The sequence below is a fragment of the Capsulimonas sp. genome (assembly GCF_039929585.1).
In the GTDB taxonomy this organism is placed as follows: Bacteria; Armatimonadota; Armatimonadia; order Armatimonadales; family Capsulimonadaceae; genus Capsulimonas.
Map to the genome: position 1 here is coordinate 36,479 of NZ_JBDSQY010000187.1, position 19,052 is coordinate 55,530.

Genomic DNA, 19,052 nt, shown 5'->3' on the forward strand with positions numbered 1-19,052 from the left:
GGGATCGATCATGATGAAAACAAAGAAAATCACGGACAATCAGGCGTCGATTCTCGCACGCCGTGCGGACGGAAGCTCTCCGCGACCGGAGATAAATCGAGAGGTAGGGCGTGCGTCTTGGTTTGGTCTTCGCGGCTGGGGGCTCGGTTTAGTGCTAGGGGCGCCTCTTGGCGTATCGCTATACTGCTTGGCCCTGTTGTTATATTTCCCCGTCTTTTTTATCATCGGTGCTTTGAGCTGGATCACGCCACGCTCACCCCATGTTTTGACTGACATTATTTTCGATCAGGTCAATTTCGGCCCGGGATGCGTGATTTTCTTAGGTTCGCTTTGCGTGGCTTTGGATGTGCTGTGGACTCGCCAGATGGTCCGCCGTGGCGATCGGGCATTCGCTCTGGCGCAGGCGCCGCTATCCATTGCAGTGGTGATTGCTTTGTTCGCCATCACCATGATTAGACACAAGCCACTGTCGTCGTTTTACGGTCAGTAAAATATCACGATGAACATCCTATGGGTTGAAAACCACGATCGATTTGCGAAGATCGCCATAAAGACGTTCCTCGCCGAGCACAACGTCACCGTTGTCCCAAGTCTCGCAGCGGCGCGCGCCGTTCTGGAGCCAGCCGTCTTCGATGTGGTGATGATCGATTACGATCTGGACGATGGCAAGGGTGACGCTCTGATTGAGGAGATTAGCGCGCTTACGCCACAGCCTGGGATCATCGCTACTTCCTCGCACGCCTTCGGCAATCAAGCGCTGATGGCGGCCGGCGCGCACGCTATTTGCGGCAAGACTGAGTTTACAACGATTAGGGACGTAATTGCGGCGCTTCCAGGACAGCAAACTACCATAAGTTAAGGATGTAGCAAAGATGGAAGTATCGGAAATTGTGGAGTTTGTGATGGCGCGGGGGGCGGAAGGGCGCTTTGGTCTTCTTAACCGGGCGCAGCGGGTCGTCTTCGCCATCACCGATCTGGACAGCATGGTCGCCGAGTACAGCCTGTACGACTACTACGACAGCCAGGCGGGCAAAAATGCGGCGTTTGCTGTCTCAGCGCTCAAAGAGATCGGCGCCCTGGAGTCGTCGGCGCTGATCCGCAGCGCGAATGCGCTGTTTCCCGGTGGCCAGCCGCCGCTCGATCTGGCGAAACGATGCGAGCAGATTGAGGCGATGGGCGCGGATGTGAAAGAAAGCATGAATGAGATCGGCGCGCTGTTTCTGGTCTGTCCTGACAACTTTGCCGAGAAGTTCGAGGCGTTTGTGCTTGCCAACCAAAAAGAACTGATGGCGGCGTAAGCTTATGGCTGTTGTAAATATCGATTGCGAACAGATTACGAATTGGGCGTCGTTTCACTTAGTATTCAAGGAAGCTTGCGGCTTCCCAGATTTTTACGGAGCGAACATGGACGCGTGGATCGATTGTTTTTCCGATCTGCGTGACGAGTATGGCATGACATGCTTTAAACTCGCGGACGACGAAGTGCTTCATATTGAGTTGCATCACGTTGCAGATTTGAACGAACGCTTACCAGAAATAGTGGCGGAGCTTGTGAAATGTACGGCGTTAGTCAATGCTCGATATGTCGATTGGGAACAAAGCCCGGCGATTTCATTAGTGCGCGTCGGTTAGGAGACACCCTTTGATTGGAAAATCACGATCGGCATTGAAGCATGTTGTCTTTATTGCAGTATTCGGAGCACTGTGCGCTACTCCTTCACACGGCGCTGCGTCCGACCCGCTGGCGGTGGCGATCCCGACGGGGACGACGTGGGTGGAGGAGATTGGACTGTACTCGGTCGAGTGGCATGGGCTGGATGGGAAGACGGGGGCGTTTCCGATTGGGTGGGTCGGGATGTTCGACGACCAGACGGGGGTGTCCGCGACGGAGTATGGGGAGCAGAATGGTCGGCGGGCGTTTCTGCTGCATCCGATGTGGCGTGGGCAGGCGGGGAACGCCGACCAGGGCTATCAGTGGACTCTGCCGAAGGCCCAGAGCGTCCATCTGAAGTTTGGGGTGGCGATCGGGACGAGTGCGGTGGGGAAGTCGGATGGCGTGACGTTCCGGGTGATGGTGGACGGCGCCTGTGTTTTCGAGAAGAATACGGCGTCGGATACGTGGGCGGATGCGGACATTGATCTGAGCGCCAAGGCGGGGCGCACGGTGGTCGTGACGTTTGAGACCGATCCGGGGCCGAGCCATGATTCGGGCTTTGACTACGCGTTGTGGGGCAACCGTCGTATTGAAGTTTCCGGCGCTGCTGCGGCGACGAAAGTAATGGGCGACGCTCCTCAGTATCGTTTGGACTCCAAGGTTGCGGGGTGGGGGACATCCTCGCCGACTTTTCCTGTGTCCGTAAAGCCCGGCGTTCAGGTCGATACGCAGATCGTTCGTAAACCGCGTGATTTCGCGGGTGGGCTGCGCTTTGTCGTCACTCGCCCCAAAGGTTCTCACGCGGAGCCGTTGAATTTACCCTTCGGTAATTTTGCAGCGGTGACTTTGGTCGCGCCGGATGGAAGCATCATGTCGTCCAGCAATCCTTCCGTGAAGACCGAGGTGACGGAGAATATCACCCGGGACGGCGTGATCCATCGCCAAATGACATATACGATTGGTTCTCGTGTGGTGCGGCTGGCGTGCGACATCTACTCGTTTAAAGGATCGAGCGCGCGGATTGATGTGCGCAGCGACGATCCGTATATCGCTTCAGTTTACTTCGGGATGATTGGTCCGACGGCGATGCGGCGCGGCATTCTGGTTCCCTATCTGCAAAATGGGACGGTGCAGTATCTTCCGGATCAGGCCATGTTCACCAGCGTGTTCGTGGATTTTGCTCGCTCTCAGGCGAGCACTATCGATGGAGCGACGGCGCGTTACGGCGCGCTGACCGATGGGACGCGCAATCCCGTGCGCGAGACTGCGTACTTCGCCGTCACACCCGATTTCGCGTCGGTGCTTCCGACGCCGCCGAACCCCGTTTCGCCGTACCGGGCGGCGCTGGGCGGCAAGATTATCGTGGACCACTGGCGTCATGTCCCCTTCGCCGAGAATGCCGCCTGGCTGGATCTGCTGGCAAGCTACGGCTTGACGGACACTTTGACCATCGTTCATGACTGGCAGAACGGCGGCTACGACAACAAGCTGCCGGACACTACGCCTGCGCAGGCGTCGCTGGGCGGCGACGAGGGAATGCGCGCCTGGATTGCGGCGGCGAAGCGTCACGGCGAGATGATTGCACTGCATGACAACTACGCCGATCTTTACCCGAACGCCCCTTCGTTCGACTGGGCCGATGTCGCCCATGAGGCCGACGGCAAGCCGATGCTGGCATGGAAGAACCTCATCCAATCTTACGCCGTCGCGCCTGCGTCGACTGTGAAGATCGCGGGCGTTCATACGGCGAAAATTCATGACACCCTGGCGCCCAACGCGGGATATCTCGATGTGAACTCCTCCACCGGTCCCAGCTTCCATATCGACTTCCAGGCAGGCAGGCCCGACGCCGGCAAGGTGCAGGCGATGCGCAAGGCAAACACGCAGCTCTGGGCGTTGACACGAAAAATTTACGGCGGACCAGCGCTCGGGGAAGGATCGCATGACTGGATCTGGGCGGGCTTATTGGATGGGGTCGAAGGACAGTTCGGCGTTGGAGTTCCCAGCAATGGCGGCCAGACCGCGCCGCTGTTCGTCGATTTCGCACTGCTTAAGGTCCATCCCCGAATGCTCAATCATGGCATGGGATATCTGGAGCGCTGGATGACGCCGCCGGCGACCTGGACGCTTCCCGCGCGCCTGCTGGACCAGTACCGAATGCAAGAACTAATCTATGGGCATTCGGGATTTGTCGCCAATCCGCTCGTCGATTCCCTGCCGTTTCTCTGGCAGGAACACAATCTAGTCCTGCCCGTCACACGTCGTTATGCCGCGACACCCGTACGCTCCATCCAATACGAAGTGAATGGCGCCATGGTCGACACAAATGCGGCGGTAGCGGCGAGGGCGTCGTTTGATCGCGCGCGCGTGACTTACGCCAACGGTCTGACAGTCACGGCTAATGGGCGAGACAAAGACTGGGTTGTGCCGGCGGGCGGCGGGAAGGTGACGCTGGCGCCGTTTGGCTGGATCGCCGAGGGGCATGACCTGCTGGCGTATACCGCGCGGCGCGGCGGCCGGATCGTGGACTTTGCGCGGACGCCGGATAGCATCTTCGCCAATTGCCGCGCCGTTTCCATGACCGTGGCGCCGAAACAATGGGACGCCAAGCCATCCGTGGCGCGCTTCACTCAGACAGGCGCACGGACATTCGATATCACTTTCGCATGGAACACTGGTGAAAAGATCCCCATCGGCGAAGCGACCTTCGTGCATGTCGTGCGTTCAGAGTCGTCGGATGTGATTTTGTTTCAAATGCCCGCCGCCATACCTGCGCCCCAGGACTGGCCGACGGGCCGCACGGAAGGCCAGAACGCCGCCGTCACGCTGCCGGCGGATCTGCCGGACGGCGATTACTCCATTCGCACGGGGCTGTATTCGCCCGAACAAGGCGACCGGCTGGCGCTGAACTCCAAGGACGACGGCGGCCGGCGCTATGAGATCGGCGTTCTCCATGTCCGTGACCAGGGCGCCAAGATCGAGCTTCAGCGTGTGGCGCCAGTTTCGGCGATTGCCTCCGTGGAACATCCGACACGCCCTTCTACGCCGATCAACTTCGGGCCGATCGCCACCGACGAAAGCGTGATGATGAAGTGCTATGGCGGCTTGAAGTGGCGTGTGACTCCCATGCCGCGCGACATACTATTCACCGTCGCCTTCGATCCCGCCGCGCTTGGACTGCATTCTGGGAAGCTGGTGGTGAAAGCGATGAGCGTGGATGGCCGCGTGCTTGAGGGTGTTCCAATCACGTCATCAAAGGTCGGAGCAAAGTGGCGGCAATTTACGGTGAACACCGTTCCCGGCGCCGTGTGCTACGAACTAACGTCCAAGGGCCGATCTTGATTCGTGGACGTGCGCAGTCTTTGCATGGTCCGCACGGCCAGGGCCAGGGCGACGAGGTTCAGGAAGGCGCTGAGCAGAAACGGAGCCCCGGGAAGGGTTAAGGGCGTTCGGTCGCTGGTGAAGTAAGCGAAGATGCCGGCGCCGATCACTGGGCCGAGGATTCCTGTGAGGCTGGCCAGGCTCGCCAGCGCCCCCTGCAATGCGCCCTGCTCGCGCTCGCTGACCTGCCGCGAGAGCAGACCCTGCGTGGCCTGACCGGAGACGAAGCCGATCGCTCCAAGCATCATGACGGGATAGATCATCCAGCCCTGGGGCGCCAATGCATAGGCGGCGTATTCAAACGCCCCCACCGCCAGACCCACCAGCATCGCCCGTTTCTCACCCAGCCGCGGCAGGATCAGCCGCGACAGGCCGACCTGCGAGACCAGCGCGATCAGGCCGAAGGCCGCGAGCGCGATGCCGTTATCCCGGACCGTCCAGCCGAACTTAGCTGTCGTGAACAGCACCCACGTGCTGTTCAGACACTGCATTCCCAGGTTCGCCGCCGCCAGCGCGCCCGTCAGTCCCCAAACAATCGGGTACTTCCCCAACACAATCATTGCGCCGATGGGGCTCGTTTCGCGCCATGAGAAGCGACGCCGGTTCTCCACGGCATGCGATTCCGGAAGGACGAAGAATCCATACAGCAAGTTCGTCAGTGACAGCCCGGCCGCCACCCAGAACGGCAGGCGAGTGTCGATCGCTCCCAGAAATCCGCCGGCGGCCGGTCCGATGATAAACCCGACTCCGAACGCCGCCCCGACCAGCCCAAAGTTCTGCGCCCGTTTCTCCGGCGGGCTGATATCGGCGATATACGCCGTCGCCGCCGTGTAGCTTGCCCCCGTGATCCCCGAAAGAATCCGTCCGAAGTAGAGCCATGGCAGTGTCGGCGCCAGGGCCATGATGATATAGTCGAACCCCGTGAACAGCAGGGAAATGAGGAGAATGGGGCGGCGGCCGAAACGGTCGCTGAGCGCGCCGAAGAGCGGCGCGAACAGAAACTGCATCGCGCCGTAAAGCGAAAGCAGCCACCCATAGTCGCGCGCCGACGCGCTGAGCCCATGGTGCGAAAGCCGGCCGATGAAGCCCGGCAGGATCGGAACCAGAAGTCCGGAGCCGAGAACATCGATCAAAAGGGTGACAAAAATAAAACTGAGGCTTGCGGATCGCTTCATTGCAGAGTGGAGAACAATTCGGCGGCGGGGCAGGGGATTCCTCTCAAAATCGCCCCTTATCCAGTCGCAGGATAAGGGGCGGAATCGTTTACCACGGAATCGCGCCGTCTTCATCGAAGTAGCCGCCGGTCGGGCCGTCGGCGGGGAGCGTCGCGAGCCGAACGGCGGCGGTCGCGCCTTGCTCCACCGTACGGTAGCCGCTGTTTCCATTCAGGTCCGTGGCGACATATCCCGGATCGGCGGCGTTGACCTTGATCGGCGTGTTCTTGAGTTCCGCCGCGAAGATCACCGTGATCGCGTTCACCGCCGATTTCGACGAGTTATAAGCGACGGGTTTGGCGGCGGCAAACGCCCAGTTGGGATCGCTGTTTTGCGTAATCGACCCTAAACCGCTGGACATGTTGACGATCCGTCCCACTTCCGCTTTTTTGACCAAAGGCAGAAACGCCCGTATCATAGCGAACACGCCGAAGACATTGGTGTCATAGGTCTTCTTAAAGGTTTCGATATCGGTCTCGCTCGCGGCGCCCGATTCGAAATATACCCCAGCATTGTTGACAAGCACATCCAGCTTGCCATAATCCGCTTCGACTTTCACGACAGCGGCTTCAATGCTCGCCTGATCCGTCACCTCAAGCTGGATCGCCTGGGCTTCAATGCCGTCCTTCGTCAAATCCGCGACCGCTTCCGCGCCCCGGCCCGCATCCCGCGCGCCGATCAGTACGGTGAAACCCTGCACTCCCAGCTGCCGGGCGATCTCCTTGCCGATGCCTTTATTCGCTCCGGTAATCAATGCGACTTTCTTGTCAGCCATTGTTCTGTCTCCTTAGTTTGACGCTTTCGAAGTTCCGCGTTGCACTTTCAAGAACACCAAGTTTCCTATACGGGTTCGCTTCTTCACGTGGATTTTTGCGAGCAATGTCATCCTAATCACGAGGCGTCGAAGATTCTGGTAAGATAATGCCACTGCACATTTCCAGACCCGTCAGGACCAAATAAGGCCCCTCAATGATATTCTCAAACTTTCGTCTGCTTTTTGGACTGACAGTCAGCTGTCTCATCTTGACAACTCCGCCCTCTGTGGCCGCGCCGCAATCGAAACGCGCTCTGCCGCCTCCCACGGTATCCCTCTTTGCGCACGCGAGAAAAATTCGGCTGCCGGGGATTGTTGAGAATTACTCGTGGAAAAACGCCAGTGAACTCGTCTGTTTTCGATTTCGGGGTCCGCAGCAGGGGCGTCCGGCCCAGGAAGGGTGGGTTGTATACAATCTCATCACGAAGCAGGAAACGCCGATGGCTGTTCCTGAGCTGCGATCGACGTTGGGTGTTTCGCCGGATGGTCAGTGGGCCGTCGCGACGGACCCTCAGGCGACGGACGTGTTTCACTGGTATTTGATGCCGACCTTCGGCAAGATGCGTCCGTTCAACATTCCCGCAAGCCGATTTCAGAATGGCATTGACGACATGGCGCTGATTGGCGATGTGCATCCCTGGATGGCGGATAACCGTCATTGGGTCATTGTGTCCGATGGCGGTCATGGCCTGCTTTACGCCACGATCTTCGATCGTATGCGCCCAGACAGGTGGCGGCGAGTGGAGGTGAAGCTGCCGCCGCAGGAAAAACGCATTCCCAATGTGATGCATCGTCCCAATGCGCCGACGTATCTTGTCGGCTTTACCCCGGCCGGTGCGGCGGTTGTCGGGTCGGGCGATAACAATACCGTAGACCGCAGCGTCACGCTGTACGAGTTCGCACTCAATCGTCCTCAGGTGATGGCAAAGGCAAGGCGGATTTCGCTTCCCGTGCCCGCGTTTCCGCTGCCGATGCTTTCGCCCGATGGAAAGAGTTTGGTGTGGCGCGTGGTTAACAAAGGGGCCGCCGGCAAGCGTATGGAGATCTGGGTGTCTAATCGGAACGGCGCGCACTGGCGTACGGCTGGCTATGCCGATCCACAGGATGGGCGTGGAGATTATCCCAGTGCATTGCAGTGGACACCGGACAGCAAGCATTTGAGCGTCATTGTGGGGTCCGGTCTGTCAACGCCTTATGATATGTACATTATTCCGGCGCCGTAATCTCTACGATGCCGTAAAACCATTCATATCGAAACCGTCAGCGGAGAGGCGCAGGGGCCGGCGTTTAGCTTATTGGCGAAGGCGGCGTCGTCACTGGAGTTGTATGATAATAGCTTTACGGCGCGGACGGTTGTCCCATTCCGGTCGGATTGTGTGAATTGCAGGCGATCGGAGAGACCCTGGACGATTTTGAGACCGTAACCGCCGAGGCGCACTTCGCCATGCAGGCCCTTTCGCTCTTCGGGCTTTTTGCTTTCGTCCGCAGCTGAGAAGCCGCGCCCCTTGTCTTTTACGATGATGACCAGCTTTGTGGCGTAGTATTCCAGAACGAGGCCATATCGGCCGTCGATGGAGTGAGCGTGGCGGACGACATTGCTTGTCAGCTCGCTGAGAATCGTTTCGACATCTTCAATATCAGTGAGTATGACGTTCATGCATTCCAGCGTACTTTTACCGAGCACGCGAGTGAGACGGATGTATTCAATCTCCTCCGGCAAATCCAGGGATAATTTGAGTATCATGCAGGTCAGCGCTTTCCGCTCATGTCAAATCATGAGTAGCCATTGTCATAGATCTTTCCTAAGTCTAATACAAGCAGGCAATCTTTAGCGCGAAGTCGATTGCATCTGCTGGATAATTATCTGCACCGGAAATATCATGGCATAATAAAAAAAATATCGCCGGCGGATGTGAGGGATCATACCATGACTGCACGCAAGATAGGCACGATATTTTTACTAGGCGGCTGCCTGCTCGCTGCCTCTCAATGCCAGGGAACTCCGGCATCGGCAATTGTGGCGTCTTACCAACAAATGGATACGAGCGGCGCGGGCGATCCGATTGTTGACATTGTGAAACTTCATACGGACGGCACTTACGAGCAGAGGAAGAAACGGATGGTCACTGACTTCACAAGCCCGAATGCCTTTTCTGACACAACTGCCATTGCTGACAATGATTCCAACCCAATAGTGGCGACGCAAAAGGGAACCTGGCGGCTTCGAGACAAGCCTGGCGGAACTCTGCTTTCCATGCCTCAAACCGCTGGTGACATTCCCGCCGCCGCCATTGTTGAGCTCGATCAAACTCTGCCGTTCGGGCGGCCGAATGAAAACGCCGGACGGAGAGACTGCGTCATTCCCGCAGATAAATTTCAGCGTATCGGTGATCGCCATAAATCAACGCTTGCATTGTATCAACATTCCGAGCAGCCGAACGATAAGACCACCATCACGGATCGGTTCTGTCTTCATCCGGACGGCTCCTACGATCAGGCGAAGGATACGGACGAGGGGATCAAGGCCGATTCTGTTCTGCAGAGTGCAGGGACATCCTGGTCGGAGCACAGTGCAGGTCAGTGGAACACTCTGGCTTCGAAGGCCCGGCTGAATACCTCCGGCGAGAAGCATGGCAACCCTCCACGAGATGCGGGGGTCGAGGCATGGAAAAATCCAAAAAAATATTGGGATCAATTCGAGTGTCAAGAACCCGCACCGGGAACGTACTACCGTTCGACCGACCAACAACTCAAAACGGCTCGTGGAACCTGGCGCCTGCTCGACAAACCCGGCGGAGTAGTCCTGTCCTTGCCGCCGAATATTAGGAGCCTCCCGCAAACCGCCGTTGTCGAATTCAGCCAGGCAATGCCCCTTGGCCCGATTAATAAGACGTGGACGAAAGCGGATCTTGTTCTTCCTGCTAAAGAGTTTGATTACTCCCATTCGTACTAAAATTGAGGAAAGCGCAGAAGCATAATAGAAGCGAGGCGGCAATGACGAATGGAAGTTTGCAAGGCGTGGATATGCGCGAATGGGCAGATCTGGATGCATTGGCCGCCGAAATGGGAGTGTTGGCGGCGCTGGGCGGCGATGAAGAAAAGATTGCGTCGATTGCCAATCAATTGATCCTAGAGGCGCTCCAATTTGGCTCCAGCGATATTCACTGTGAGCCGAAGCGCCATGAACTCCTCATTCGCCATCGTTTTGACGGCGTGCTGTATCCCGGACGTCGTATCTCCATGTCGTTACATAATGCTTTGATGGCGCGGTTCAAGGGAATGGCCGGCCTGAGCGTGATGGAAAAGCGAGCGCCACAGTGTGGAAGAATACAGATCAATCTCTTGGGGGTAGAGTACGACCTGCGTGTCAGCTGTATACCGACATTTTTTGGGGAGAAGATTGTCATGCGCGTGATCGACAATTCATCTGTCCCGCTCAGTATCGACACTCTTGGTTTTGATCTGGTGATAATGACAACGGTCAAGCGTGTCCTGTCGAAGCCGAGCGGCATGGTAATCGCTGCAGGGCGGGTTGGGGCAGGAAAAACGACCTTCTTGAACGCATGTTTGTCCACGATCAACGATCCGGCGGTTCAGCTCGTTACGATGGAAGCCCTGCGCGATCTGGACAATGCGCAAACGGCTGTCGAAGCTGCCCTCAGCGGATGTCTTGTGATGGCAGCCATGCATACGAACGATGCTCGGAGCACGCTGCTGCGTTTGGCGGACATGGGCGCCGCACCGCCCCTAATCGCCGCGTCTGTGACAGGGATTGTCAGCCTTAATTTGGTGCGGCGTCTCTGCCCAGTGTGTAAGACTGTCGTCGGTCCTGATGATGCAAGCATCATTCTGGAAAAAGTGCGCCGCCATCCATCGTTCGGAGGGTATGTGATTCCTGAAAATCCAATTCTCTATGAAGCGGCGGGTGCTCCGAATGCCGTAATACCGGGTACCGTGGACAGATGGGGCTCCAGGAAGTACTCGAATGTGACCCGAAGCTCGTTACCCAAATCCTCCAAGCTGGGAGCCATGAGGAAATCATGACGATTGCGGTTAGAGCCGGCATGCGTACTTTACTTGCGGATGGCGTGAGTAAGGTCGTCGCCGGTATAACCACTATCGAAGAAGTGCGTCGCGTCATGTTCACGGACTTTTAGCGAGAGGGCATTTACACGCATGCAGGATCAAGATTCCATTGACCGCTCAGGGCGCTTTCACACACTTCGCATTCGAAGACGCCCTCTTTGACGATATTCTTCGTTTTGCACGTCTCACAAAGCCGAATAATATATGCGTTAGTAAAGTCCGGTGGACCCGGAATGTCGGCGCGTGTCAGCGCGTCGGCGACGGCGAGCCATGACTCAGGTTCGGGGCAATATCCTAACGACTGATTGGTGGCATCAGTAACGGAAACGCCGTTCTGCATGTCGAACGTCATTTCTCCAGCCGAAAGCACGCGGCCGCCGCGTGCGCAGGCGACATGTTCGGAACGGCGGTCGGCGATCCAGAGCCAGCCTTCAGTATCGATTACAAAAGTCGCTGTGATGGACTGGTTCTGAAGACGCTGTGATGTTGTGGCAATCCAGGACAAAACATCTGCTTGCCGCCGCACGCATTGGCGATCGGTGTTGAGATCCAGGAGATCGTCGGCGCCGATATATCGATAGCTTTGCCTGATTGTCATCGTATCCACCTAAGGCGCCAATGAAGTATTATATCATCCTATTCGTTCGGGAACCTATTGTCTGGTGAGTATGTTAGTTTAATGTTGAGCAAATTAACATTGATTGATTTGTCGCTCGCAAGAGCAAAGGAGCGCTGATATGGAACTGACTGGCCTGCATCATGTGACTGCGATTACGAAGGTCGCCTCGGAGAATTTGGCGTTTTATACACAGACGCTGGGCATGCGTTTGGTGAAGAAGACGGTGAACCAGGACGACGTGTCTGCGTATCATCTTTTCTACGCCGACGAGGCTGGGAACGCCGGGACGGATATGACGTTCTTTGACTGGTCCCTGTCCGCGCCGCATCGTCCTGGAGCGGGAGATGTTTCGACGACAGCTCTGCGCGTGGCAAGCCGTGAGGCGCTGGATTGGTGGGCGGCGCGCTTTGATAGTCTAGGCGTCCCGCACGGCGAGATTGAGAAGATTTCGGGGCGGGCGCGGCTGACATTCACCGATCCCGAGGGACAGCGTTTGGCGCTGGTGACGGACGACGGCGCTCCCGGCGGAACGCCATGGGATAAGAGCCCCGTGCCGGTGGAGCAGGGGATCAAAGGTCTGGATGCGGTGACGCTCACCGTGCGCCGCGCGGCGGCGACGGCGAAGGTGCTGACGGACGTGCTGAGCTTCCGCCAGACCAGAACGTACAAAACTGCCGACGGGTATGACGCCGTGGTTTATGAGACGGGAGCGGGTGGGGCTGGGACGGAAGTGCATCTGATCGAGCGCTCCGACTTGCCGCAGGCGCGGCAGGGCGCTGGCGGCGTGCACCATGTTGCGTTCCGGACGCCCAATGCCGAGGAGCAGCGAGAGTGGCTGAAGCGGATTACGGCGGCGGGATTGCAGGCGTCGTCCCAGATCGACCGGTTCTACTTCCAGTCGATCTACTTCCGCGAGCCGAACGGCGTTCTGTTCGAGATCGCCACGGACGGTCCCGGCTTCGCAACGGACGAATCGAAAGAGCACATGGGAGAAGCGCTTGCGCTGCCGCCATTCCTTGAGCCGCATCGGGCACAGATCGAAGCCGGTCTGAAGCCGCTGTGACTTGAGGGAATTTGATACGAGAATGGCCGGCGACTTCCATCGCCGGCCATTCTACTAAGCGGCCTTCGCCTTGATTTCTGCGATCGCTTCTTCGCGAATTTTATCCACCAGCACCGGCATATTGCCGGGGCGGCCATATTCAATGTTGCCGAGGTTGACCGAGCCGTCCGCAGTCAAGCGGCCGGTTACGATGCAAAACAGGCGCGCGGATTCATCTTGTGTGGTGAATGTCACCCGGTAAAGATGATCGCCGATTTCCTCGACGGTTTTTGTAGTTCCATGGTTCGTAGCCATCGGTTTCTCCTTTGACGGTCCACCGAAGGCGTGTGACCATTTGCTGGCCCCGCGCCGCGCTTCCCTATGAAAGAACGGCCCTGAGGGCGTTGATTAATTGCTGTTCCGGCGTGTGCTCGGTTTGATCTGTGGCAACGGCTTCGTGGCATTTGTGCTCGATGTCGCCGCTGAGGATGCGTCCGACGGATGTGAGGTTCGTGACGCGCTCCACAATCACCTGGCCGCATTGCAGGCAGGAGTAGCGGATATCGACATGTTCGGCGCCAGACTCGCAGACGAATGTCACTTCGCCCATTTCGGCTTCCGGCCATCCGGTCTTGTCCGCGCCGGGAATGGTGATTGCGTCTTCCTCAATCTCGGTTTGAAGCAGCTGCGATAGATTCTCGCGAAACTGGCTGGCCTGCTTCACACGTATCATTTGAAGCCGCTGAAGCTTCGATTCTTTATCCGATTCATAGGCGCTGATCGCCGCTTCTTTCCAATCCGACATGCAATTCTCCTGTTCCCTCTTCGGAGGCCGCCAATGGTTGGTGCGAAAAGAGAGAATTGCAACAAAAAAAGAAAAAATCCTGCAAGCAAGCGAGGCGCAACGAATTTATTTATCAGCCCGGCATAATTATCGGCAAAGAAACTAGAAGTCTTTTAGGATATCAACGTGAAGGTAAGACTTCAAACGGGGTCTTGCCGTGGATTTTGATAGGCGTAGAAGCGGCGATTTAAAGACAATATGTATGATGGATAGAAAAACAAAAACCCGCCGATCCAGCGATGGATGAGCGGGCTCTTGCGTTATGGTGGGCGGTACAGGATTTGAACCTGTGACCCCTTCGATGTCAACGAAGTGCGCTACCACTGCGCCAACCGCCCGAGAACGAAAATGAGTATACCCCCGCTTGTTGCGGAAGTCAAGCCTTCTCGCCCGGTTGAGCCGAATCTGTTTTGAACGGTGGTCGCTCCGTATTGAAAAATGCGCCGAGGCTCAAGATTGTGGGGGCCCAAAGGCCGACGAAAATACCCAAATCGCGTTTGCCGCTGACGAATATGTAGATCGCGGCGACGATTGAGAGAAGGCTGGATCCGTAGATCAACGCCTGTACATCCTTGTTCATGACTGTATCTTTTCTAAATAACCGTAGATTTCTCGGTTATACCGGCAGATGCGCGTTTATGCGTGATTATCCCCACGTTATCCCCAACGGAGGCGTTGACAAAACATACGCCTCGCGGCTACAATCACTTGGCGCGTCAGGGTTATAATGTCGTCCTCATACAGATCGTTCCCGGCGTCCGAAAAATCAATCCCATGGACAGTCACAGTCCCAGCCACAATCGTTCGCAGGAGCCCGCTCACCGGAGCGGCTCGTCGATGAATAACGCCCATGCCCGAGCCACGCGACATTCGCGAAGCGGAAGGGTCGCCGCTCGCCACCATGTCGGCGTCGTCGGCCACGCCTCCGCCGGCCTCGTCCGGGTCCGTCTCCAGCACGCCGAGCCCCGCTCCGGCGCCCAGGCGGCGGTCGCGCTGGCTTGCCCTGCTTTCGGTCCTCGGTCCCGGCATCATTTCCGCTGCGGCTGGTAACGACGCCGGCGGCATCACCACCTTTTCCCAAGTCGGCGCTACGTACGGATATACGCTTCTGTGGTGCCTCGCCCTCGTGACGATCGGCTTGATCGTCGTGCAGGAGATGTGCACGCGCATGGGCGCCGTCACCGGCAAGGGCCTCGCCGACCTCATCCGCGAAAACTTCGGGCTCAAAGTCACGATGTTCGCCATGATCGTTTTGCTGATCGCCAACTTCGCCATCACCGTGTCGGAATTCGCAGGCATTGCGGCCGTGGGCGAAATGTTTTTGGGCCACTCCGCGCGCAAGATTATCGTGCCGGTCGCCATGCTGATTGTCTGGGGTGTCGTCTCGCGGGGATCGTATCAGAAGATTGAGCGTGTCTTCCTCATTGCCTCGCTGATATTCCTGACATATATCGTGACGGCGCTCAAAATCGGTGTTCCGTGGGGACAAGTCCTGCACGCGACGTTTCTGCCGCCGCTCTCCAAACTTCCCTGGAGCGGGGATTTGATCGTGATGATCGTGACGCTGATCGGCACGACGATTTCTCCGTACATGCAGTTCTATCAGCAGTCGGCTGTCCGCGACAAGGGCATCTCGATGAAGGACTACGCGCTGGCGAAATGGGACACCATTTTGGGCTGCCTGCTGTCGTCCATCGTCGCGATGTTTATCGTCATAACCTGCGCGAAGGAGCTGCACGGCGCCGGAATCACGCATATCGAAAGCGCCGGCCAAGTCGCCGTCGCTCTTCAGCCGCTTGCCGGCAAGTACGCATCGATCCTGTTCGCCTTCGGCCTGCTGAACGCCTCGCTGATGGCCGCGATGGTCGTGCCGCTGTCCTCGGCTTACGCGGTCACGGAGTCGCTGGGGTGGGAGAGCGGCCTGGGCCGGCGCATCCGCGAACTGCCGTTGTTCTATGGCACCTACGGCGCCTTGATTTTAATGAGCGGCCTGCTGATCATGTTCCTGCCCGCGCATTCCAACCTGATCCAGATCATTCTGAATGCTCAGATTGTGAACTGCGCTCTGCTGCCGGTGGAGCTGATCCTGATGCTCATCTTGATTAATCGGCGACGCATCATGGGCCATCACAAAAACTCGATCGGCATGAATTTTGTTGCGTGGACGACCACGGTGATCGCCGCATCCTTGTCGCTCTTCCTGCTGCTCCGACAGGTCTGGACGGCGATCCATCCGGTCTGAACATTGGGCGCCAAGTATGGTACAATCCGTTGAGAAAAGATAGAATATTATGCCCTACAAGATACTCGTAGTGGACGACGAGCCGCCGATCGTCCGCCTGATGGAATTCATTCTCGCGCGGCAGGGACATCAAATGCTGGTCGCGGTCAATGGCGAGGAAGCTCTCGCCCAGGTCCGCGAGCACAAACCCGATCTCGTCTTATTGGACATCATGATGCCGCGTATTGACGGCTACGAAGTCGCCCGCACTCTGCGGGCGGATCCGGAGACGTGCGAGATGCCGATCATTATGCTTTCCGCGAAGGCCCAGGAAGAGGATATTCAAAAGGGAATGGATGTGGGGGTGAACGAGTACATCACCAAGCCGTTCGGCCCGGATCATCTGGTGCGGGTGGTGAATAAGTATTTGGGGGAGGCGGAGTAGGCTCTATTCCGTTCGTTCCTATTTGCCATTAGTCCCTATTCCCCAGGCGCTTTAGCGCGTCCGCCCAAGGGGCGCCCGCTCTTTTTCCCAACAAGCGGCTTCGCAGGGTAAAAGGGGTGCTGATAATTATTGTCCTTGCTCGCTCGACAAGTAGGTGTGAAGAATGAAAAGTCTCATTTGTTCAGTGAGCCCCTTAGCTGTATTTCAACGCGGTGTTCGGTCGGTTTGACATACTGGACGATACCAGCGAGGCCCCTTTGCTTCTCGGCGGCGGTGAGTTCTTCTGCAAATAAAACCTTTTCTATGATGAATAGTAATTTTACGCTTTAGCGGCGGTATCGAGTGGCGTCTCAGTCCTTGCTCTTTGGAGGGTAGGGGCGCGCACTCGTAGTCTATCCTCCCACTGTGTTCTTTGCACACTCTTGGCATGTGATTTTATGCATTCACGCAACCACCTTAAGCTTAAACAGTTCATAGAATGGACGATGCGCATTGTCCATTGGAGGGCAAATCCGGACGCAGTTATCGATCGTTTTCGAGGGACGGGGCAAACTCAACGATTAATTTTCAAAGCAAAAGCACTGTTTATTTGACAGACCCGCCAACCATTGGCTTCACGTCAGCAGATACAGTAGCGCGCTATTTTTAGGAACCGAATAATTACGGCTCGCCAGATATCTTAAAATGGCGAGCCGGTTGGCCAAGCCCTCTTGATACTTCCACTGCCATCGTTCTGTCGTTATTTATACATCGGGCTGATATCCTGCGCAAACACCGTCGCGGGCGGTAGCGAACCGTCGATCGTATTAATGATCAGGTTATCAAATAACGCCGTGTTGCGCTTGTCGTCCAATCCGCCAGTGAGTAGGCCGACCATGCCATGATCCCATACCGTGCTATCCGCTTTGACGACCTGTTTGCCGTCAACAAATCCGTCGATACGGCCGCCGACAAATCGGAGCTTGATCGTGTGCCAGACTTTGGAATCGAACTGTGGGACTGTCCCCGAATCGAGTTGATCACCCGGCGGGTTGTTGCCGGCTTGCGTGGACGAGCGCAAGTCCACGCTGCCATCGGCGCTCACGGTCATGTAGTAGCCTTTGGGCGAGTTGTTCCAGCCATTGCCGGTGCTGATGACACGGCCCAGCAGGCCGGCCGAGCCGCCGTTGTCCAGCAGCATTTCCACGCTCACTTCATAGTCTTTCCAGTCAGAATCGCCAATCACGGTATAAGGCATCCATTCCGGAGCCCAGCTTTGCGCCTTGTCACCGATCACCTGTCGCAGGCAGCCGCCTTTATGGTCCGGCCGATCCGCCAGTTCGAAAACGCCCACGATATCGGCCGTATAGTGAGGCAGGTAACCCCACGCCTTGGCGGTGGAGTAGTGGTTGAATGTCTCATGATACGGAAGCGGGAAGGCCGCATGCGGAGTCGGCTCGAACGAGCCTTTCTGCTGGCCGGTCGTGGTGGACAGCGAGTAGATGGCGTCAGGCTCTAACGTTATCGAGAAGGCGCCATTCACAGGCTGAATATCCGGCAGTCTTACAAACTGCTCGGTAGCGTTGCTGCGCCAGACGCAGAGCTTGCCAGTTGATAGACCGCCGCTGACATGGTAGTGCACAGTCTGCGGCTGGGATGCGCCTTTGGTTTCGGCGATAACACTGTAGTCGGAGCCCGGCGATTTGAGCGTCACATAACTGCCGCCATCGGCCAGATTGGCGCAGCCGCCGTTCAGGTATTCCCAGCCAAGTTTGGTAAATTGGCCATAGTGTGCATACCCCCACAGCGCGGGCCGAATGCTATATTCGCCGCTCCACGGCGAATTAGCGATCAGCATAGAGGGTTGCACCCCATAAGGCTCGGTGTCGTACACGGAAGCCACGAGGTACCAGTTCGTGATCTTGGTAACGCCGTCGCGAATATAGTTCTTATTGAACGCCTGGACGATGCTGATTTCACAATCAAATCCGTCCTTGTACACATGCTCCTCGCTGTTCCAGATCGGCTTGTGCAAATCTTTGCTGATCTGACGGACCGACGCAGGCGTGCCGACCTCGGTCATGGTGTGGTTGCTGATGGCGTCAACGGACGCTGCCAGTTCGGGATCGGTGAGCAGATCCTTGCACCAGTCCCACTTCTTGTCGCCCCAGTTGTCAAAGCCATGCAGCTTAACCGCGTTCAGGCCGTGGCTGCTCAGAGTTTTGCGGAACATCTTGATAAAGTCTTCGTTGACGCCCTTTTCGTTGCGGCATCCAATGGCGTCTAGCGTAATTCCGTGCGCACTCTTGAGCCCCTTGATCCACTTGACATAGTAGTCGCACATATCCTGCGACCAGAAGTTGCCGTTACCGACCCAGCCCGGACAACCCCACGCACAGGCATCGAGGCTGAGCGTCGGGTTTCGCTTCTTGGCTTCCTTCATCAGCCACCACTCATAGCCGCGATAGTAGTTCTCTTCGGTTTTAGAGTGCATATGGCTTGGCTCCGTGCCCTGCGTGCTGTTGCCGTCGCCTGGCACTTCGACGTACAATGTCGAAATCGAAGCGCCGAACTGCGGCTTGAACAGCAAGTCCAGCACTTCGCTTCGCTGTTTCGCCGGATAGTCCTTCAGGAGAACCGATGTAGCGCCGCCGCCGCTGACGGCGCCGATCCCGTCGAACCGGTCGCCACCAGCTGTCCCGTTCAGTTCGATCATGGTGCTACTCGTTGAGGTTGAGGCCGCCTGAGCGTGT

The 19,052-nt window shown here is 57.1% G+C and carries 20 protein-coding genes and 1 tRNA gene; 12 read left to right on the forward strand and 9 right to left on the reverse strand.

Translation table 11 applies throughout. From position 1 onward, the window contains the following. Positions 1-10: 10 nt before the first annotated feature. The 5 genes from ABIZ35_RS13475 to ABIZ35_RS13495 are packed head-to-tail and all read left to right on the forward strand — an operon-like array spanning position 11 to position 4,996. Positions 11-490, forward strand: coding sequence for a hypothetical protein (locus tag ABIZ35_RS13475; RefSeq protein ID WP_348220431.1), 480 nt, complete (start codon positions 11-13; stop codon positions 488-490). 9 nt (positions 491-499) lie between these two features. Next, positions 500-859 (forward strand): response regulator, encoded by a 360-nt coding sequence (locus ABIZ35_RS13480; protein ID WP_348220432.1) that lies wholly within the window; start codon positions 500-502, stop codon positions 857-859. Between the two features lie 13 nt (positions 860-872). After that, on the forward strand, positions 873-1,298 hold the full coding sequence (locus ABIZ35_RS13485) for a DUF4375 domain-containing protein (RefSeq protein ID WP_348220433.1): 426 nt from the start codon (positions 873-875) through the stop codon (positions 1,296-1,298). A gap of 4 nt (positions 1,299-1,302) precedes the next feature. After that, entirely contained in the window at positions 1,303-1,632 is a 330-nt protein-coding gene (locus ABIZ35_RS13490) for a barstar family protein (RefSeq protein WP_348220434.1), read from the forward strand. Between the two features lie 10 nt (positions 1,633-1,642). Next, positions 1,643-4,996 (forward strand): DUF5696 domain-containing protein, encoded by a 3,354-nt coding sequence (locus ABIZ35_RS13495; protein WP_348220435.1) that lies wholly within the window; start codon positions 1,643-1,645, stop codon positions 4,994-4,996. Here the strand turns inward: ABIZ35_RS13495 and ABIZ35_RS13500 are convergent. Beyond that, positions 4,966-6,210: a TCR/Tet family MFS transporter gene (locus ABIZ35_RS13500; protein WP_348220436.1), complete on the reverse strand. Its 1,245-nt coding sequence runs from the start codon at positions 6,208-6,210 to the stop codon at positions 4,966-4,968. The genes ABIZ35_RS13495 and ABIZ35_RS13500 overlap by 31 nt on opposite strands. An 88-nt stretch (positions 6,211-6,298) precedes the next feature. Continuing rightward, entirely contained in the window at positions 6,299-7,024 is a 726-nt protein-coding gene (locus tag ABIZ35_RS13505) for an SDR family oxidoreductase (protein WP_348220437.1), read from the reverse strand. A 194-nt stretch (positions 7,025-7,218) separates the two neighbouring features. Between ABIZ35_RS13505 and ABIZ35_RS13510 the strand changes: the two genes are divergently transcribed. After that, positions 7,219-8,286: a hypothetical protein gene (locus ABIZ35_RS13510; protein ID WP_348220438.1), complete on the forward strand. Its 1,068-nt coding sequence runs from the start codon at positions 7,219-7,221 to the stop codon at positions 8,284-8,286. A gap of 23 nt (positions 8,287-8,309) precedes the next feature. Here the strand turns inward: ABIZ35_RS13510 and ABIZ35_RS13515 are convergent, their stop codons facing one another. Next, complete coding sequence (locus tag ABIZ35_RS13515; RefSeq protein ID WP_348220439.1) at positions 8,310-8,807, reverse strand: ATP-binding protein; 498 nt, start codon at positions 8,805-8,807, stop codon at positions 8,310-8,312. 183 nt (positions 8,808-8,990) lie between these two features. Between ABIZ35_RS13515 and ABIZ35_RS13520 the strand changes: the two genes are divergently transcribed. Together ABIZ35_RS13520 and ABIZ35_RS13525 are read left to right on the forward strand one after the other, a co-directional pair. Beyond that, complete coding sequence (locus tag ABIZ35_RS13520) at positions 8,991-10,016, forward strand: hypothetical protein (protein ID WP_348220440.1); 1,026 nt, start codon at positions 8,991-8,993, stop codon at positions 10,014-10,016. A 41-nt stretch (positions 10,017-10,057) separates the two neighbouring features. Then, the gene (locus ABIZ35_RS13525; protein ID WP_348220441.1) at positions 10,058-11,107 is read left to right on the forward strand and encodes an ATPase, T2SS/T4P/T4SS family; all 1,050 of its coding nucleotides are present in this window, start codon (positions 10,058-10,060) and stop codon (positions 11,105-11,107) included. Between the two features lie 124 nt (positions 11,108-11,231). On the opposite strand, the gene ABIZ35_RS13530 is transcribed toward ABIZ35_RS13525, so the two are convergent. After that, positions 11,232-11,747 (reverse strand): hypothetical protein, encoded by a 516-nt coding sequence (locus ABIZ35_RS13530; protein WP_348220442.1) that lies wholly within the window; start codon positions 11,745-11,747, stop codon positions 11,232-11,234. 139 nt (positions 11,748-11,886) lie between these two features. On the opposite strand from ABIZ35_RS13530, the gene ABIZ35_RS13535 reads away from it, so the two are divergent. Further along, positions 11,887-12,831, forward strand: a complete 945-nt coding sequence (locus ABIZ35_RS13535) for a ring-cleaving dioxygenase (protein WP_348220443.1) — start codon at positions 11,887-11,889, stop codon at positions 12,829-12,831. A gap of 54 nt (positions 12,832-12,885) precedes the next feature. Here ABIZ35_RS13535 and ABIZ35_RS13540 read toward each other — a convergent pair whose 3' ends face one another. Both ABIZ35_RS13540 and ABIZ35_RS13545 read right to left on the reverse strand, forming a co-directional pair. Then, a complete protein-coding gene (locus ABIZ35_RS13540; protein ID WP_348220444.1) occupies positions 12,886-13,125 on the reverse strand; it encodes a hypothetical protein in 240 nt (79 codons plus the stop codon). A 64-nt stretch (positions 13,126-13,189) separates the two neighbouring features. After that, positions 13,190-13,615, reverse strand: a complete 426-nt coding sequence (locus tag ABIZ35_RS13545; RefSeq protein ID WP_348220445.1) for a DUF6195 family protein — start codon at positions 13,613-13,615, stop codon at positions 13,190-13,192. Positions 13,616-13,671: 56 nt separating this feature from the next. On the opposite strand from ABIZ35_RS13545, the gene ABIZ35_RS13550 reads away from it, so the two are divergent. After that, a complete protein-coding gene (locus ABIZ35_RS13550; RefSeq protein WP_348220446.1) occupies positions 13,672-13,845 on the forward strand; it encodes a hypothetical protein in 174 nt (57 codons plus the stop codon). Positions 13,846-13,917: 72 nt separating this feature from the next. Here the strand turns inward: ABIZ35_RS13550 and ABIZ35_RS13555 are convergent. Next, positions 13,918-13,992: transfer RNA gene (locus ABIZ35_RS13555), tRNA-Val, on the reverse strand. A gap of 38 nt (positions 13,993-14,030) precedes the next feature. After that, complete coding sequence (locus ABIZ35_RS13560; RefSeq protein ID WP_348220447.1) at positions 14,031-14,234, reverse strand: hypothetical protein; 204 nt, start codon at positions 14,232-14,234, stop codon at positions 14,031-14,033. Positions 14,235-14,504: 270 nt separating this feature from the next. Here ABIZ35_RS13560 and ABIZ35_RS13565 point away from each other — a divergent pair, with 270 nt between their 5' ends. Together ABIZ35_RS13565 and ABIZ35_RS13570 are read left to right on the forward strand one after the other, a co-directional pair. Beyond that, the gene (locus ABIZ35_RS13565; protein WP_348220448.1) at positions 14,505-15,896 is read left to right on the forward strand and encodes an Nramp family divalent metal transporter; all 1,392 of its coding nucleotides are present in this window, start codon (positions 14,505-14,507) and stop codon (positions 15,894-15,896) included. 49 nt (positions 15,897-15,945) lie between these two features. Continuing rightward, positions 15,946-16,320 (forward strand): response regulator, encoded by a 375-nt coding sequence (locus tag ABIZ35_RS13570; RefSeq protein ID WP_348220449.1) that lies wholly within the window; start codon positions 15,946-15,948, stop codon positions 16,318-16,320. A gap of 739 nt (positions 16,321-17,059) precedes the next feature. Here ABIZ35_RS13570 and ABIZ35_RS13575 read toward each other — a convergent pair. Continuing rightward, the gene (locus tag ABIZ35_RS13575; protein ID WP_348220450.1) at positions 17,060-19,015 is read right to left on the reverse strand and encodes a family 16 glycoside hydrolase; all 1,956 of its coding nucleotides are present in this window, start codon (positions 19,013-19,015) and stop codon (positions 17,060-17,062) included. Between the last annotated feature and the right edge of the window lie 37 nt (positions 19,016-19,052).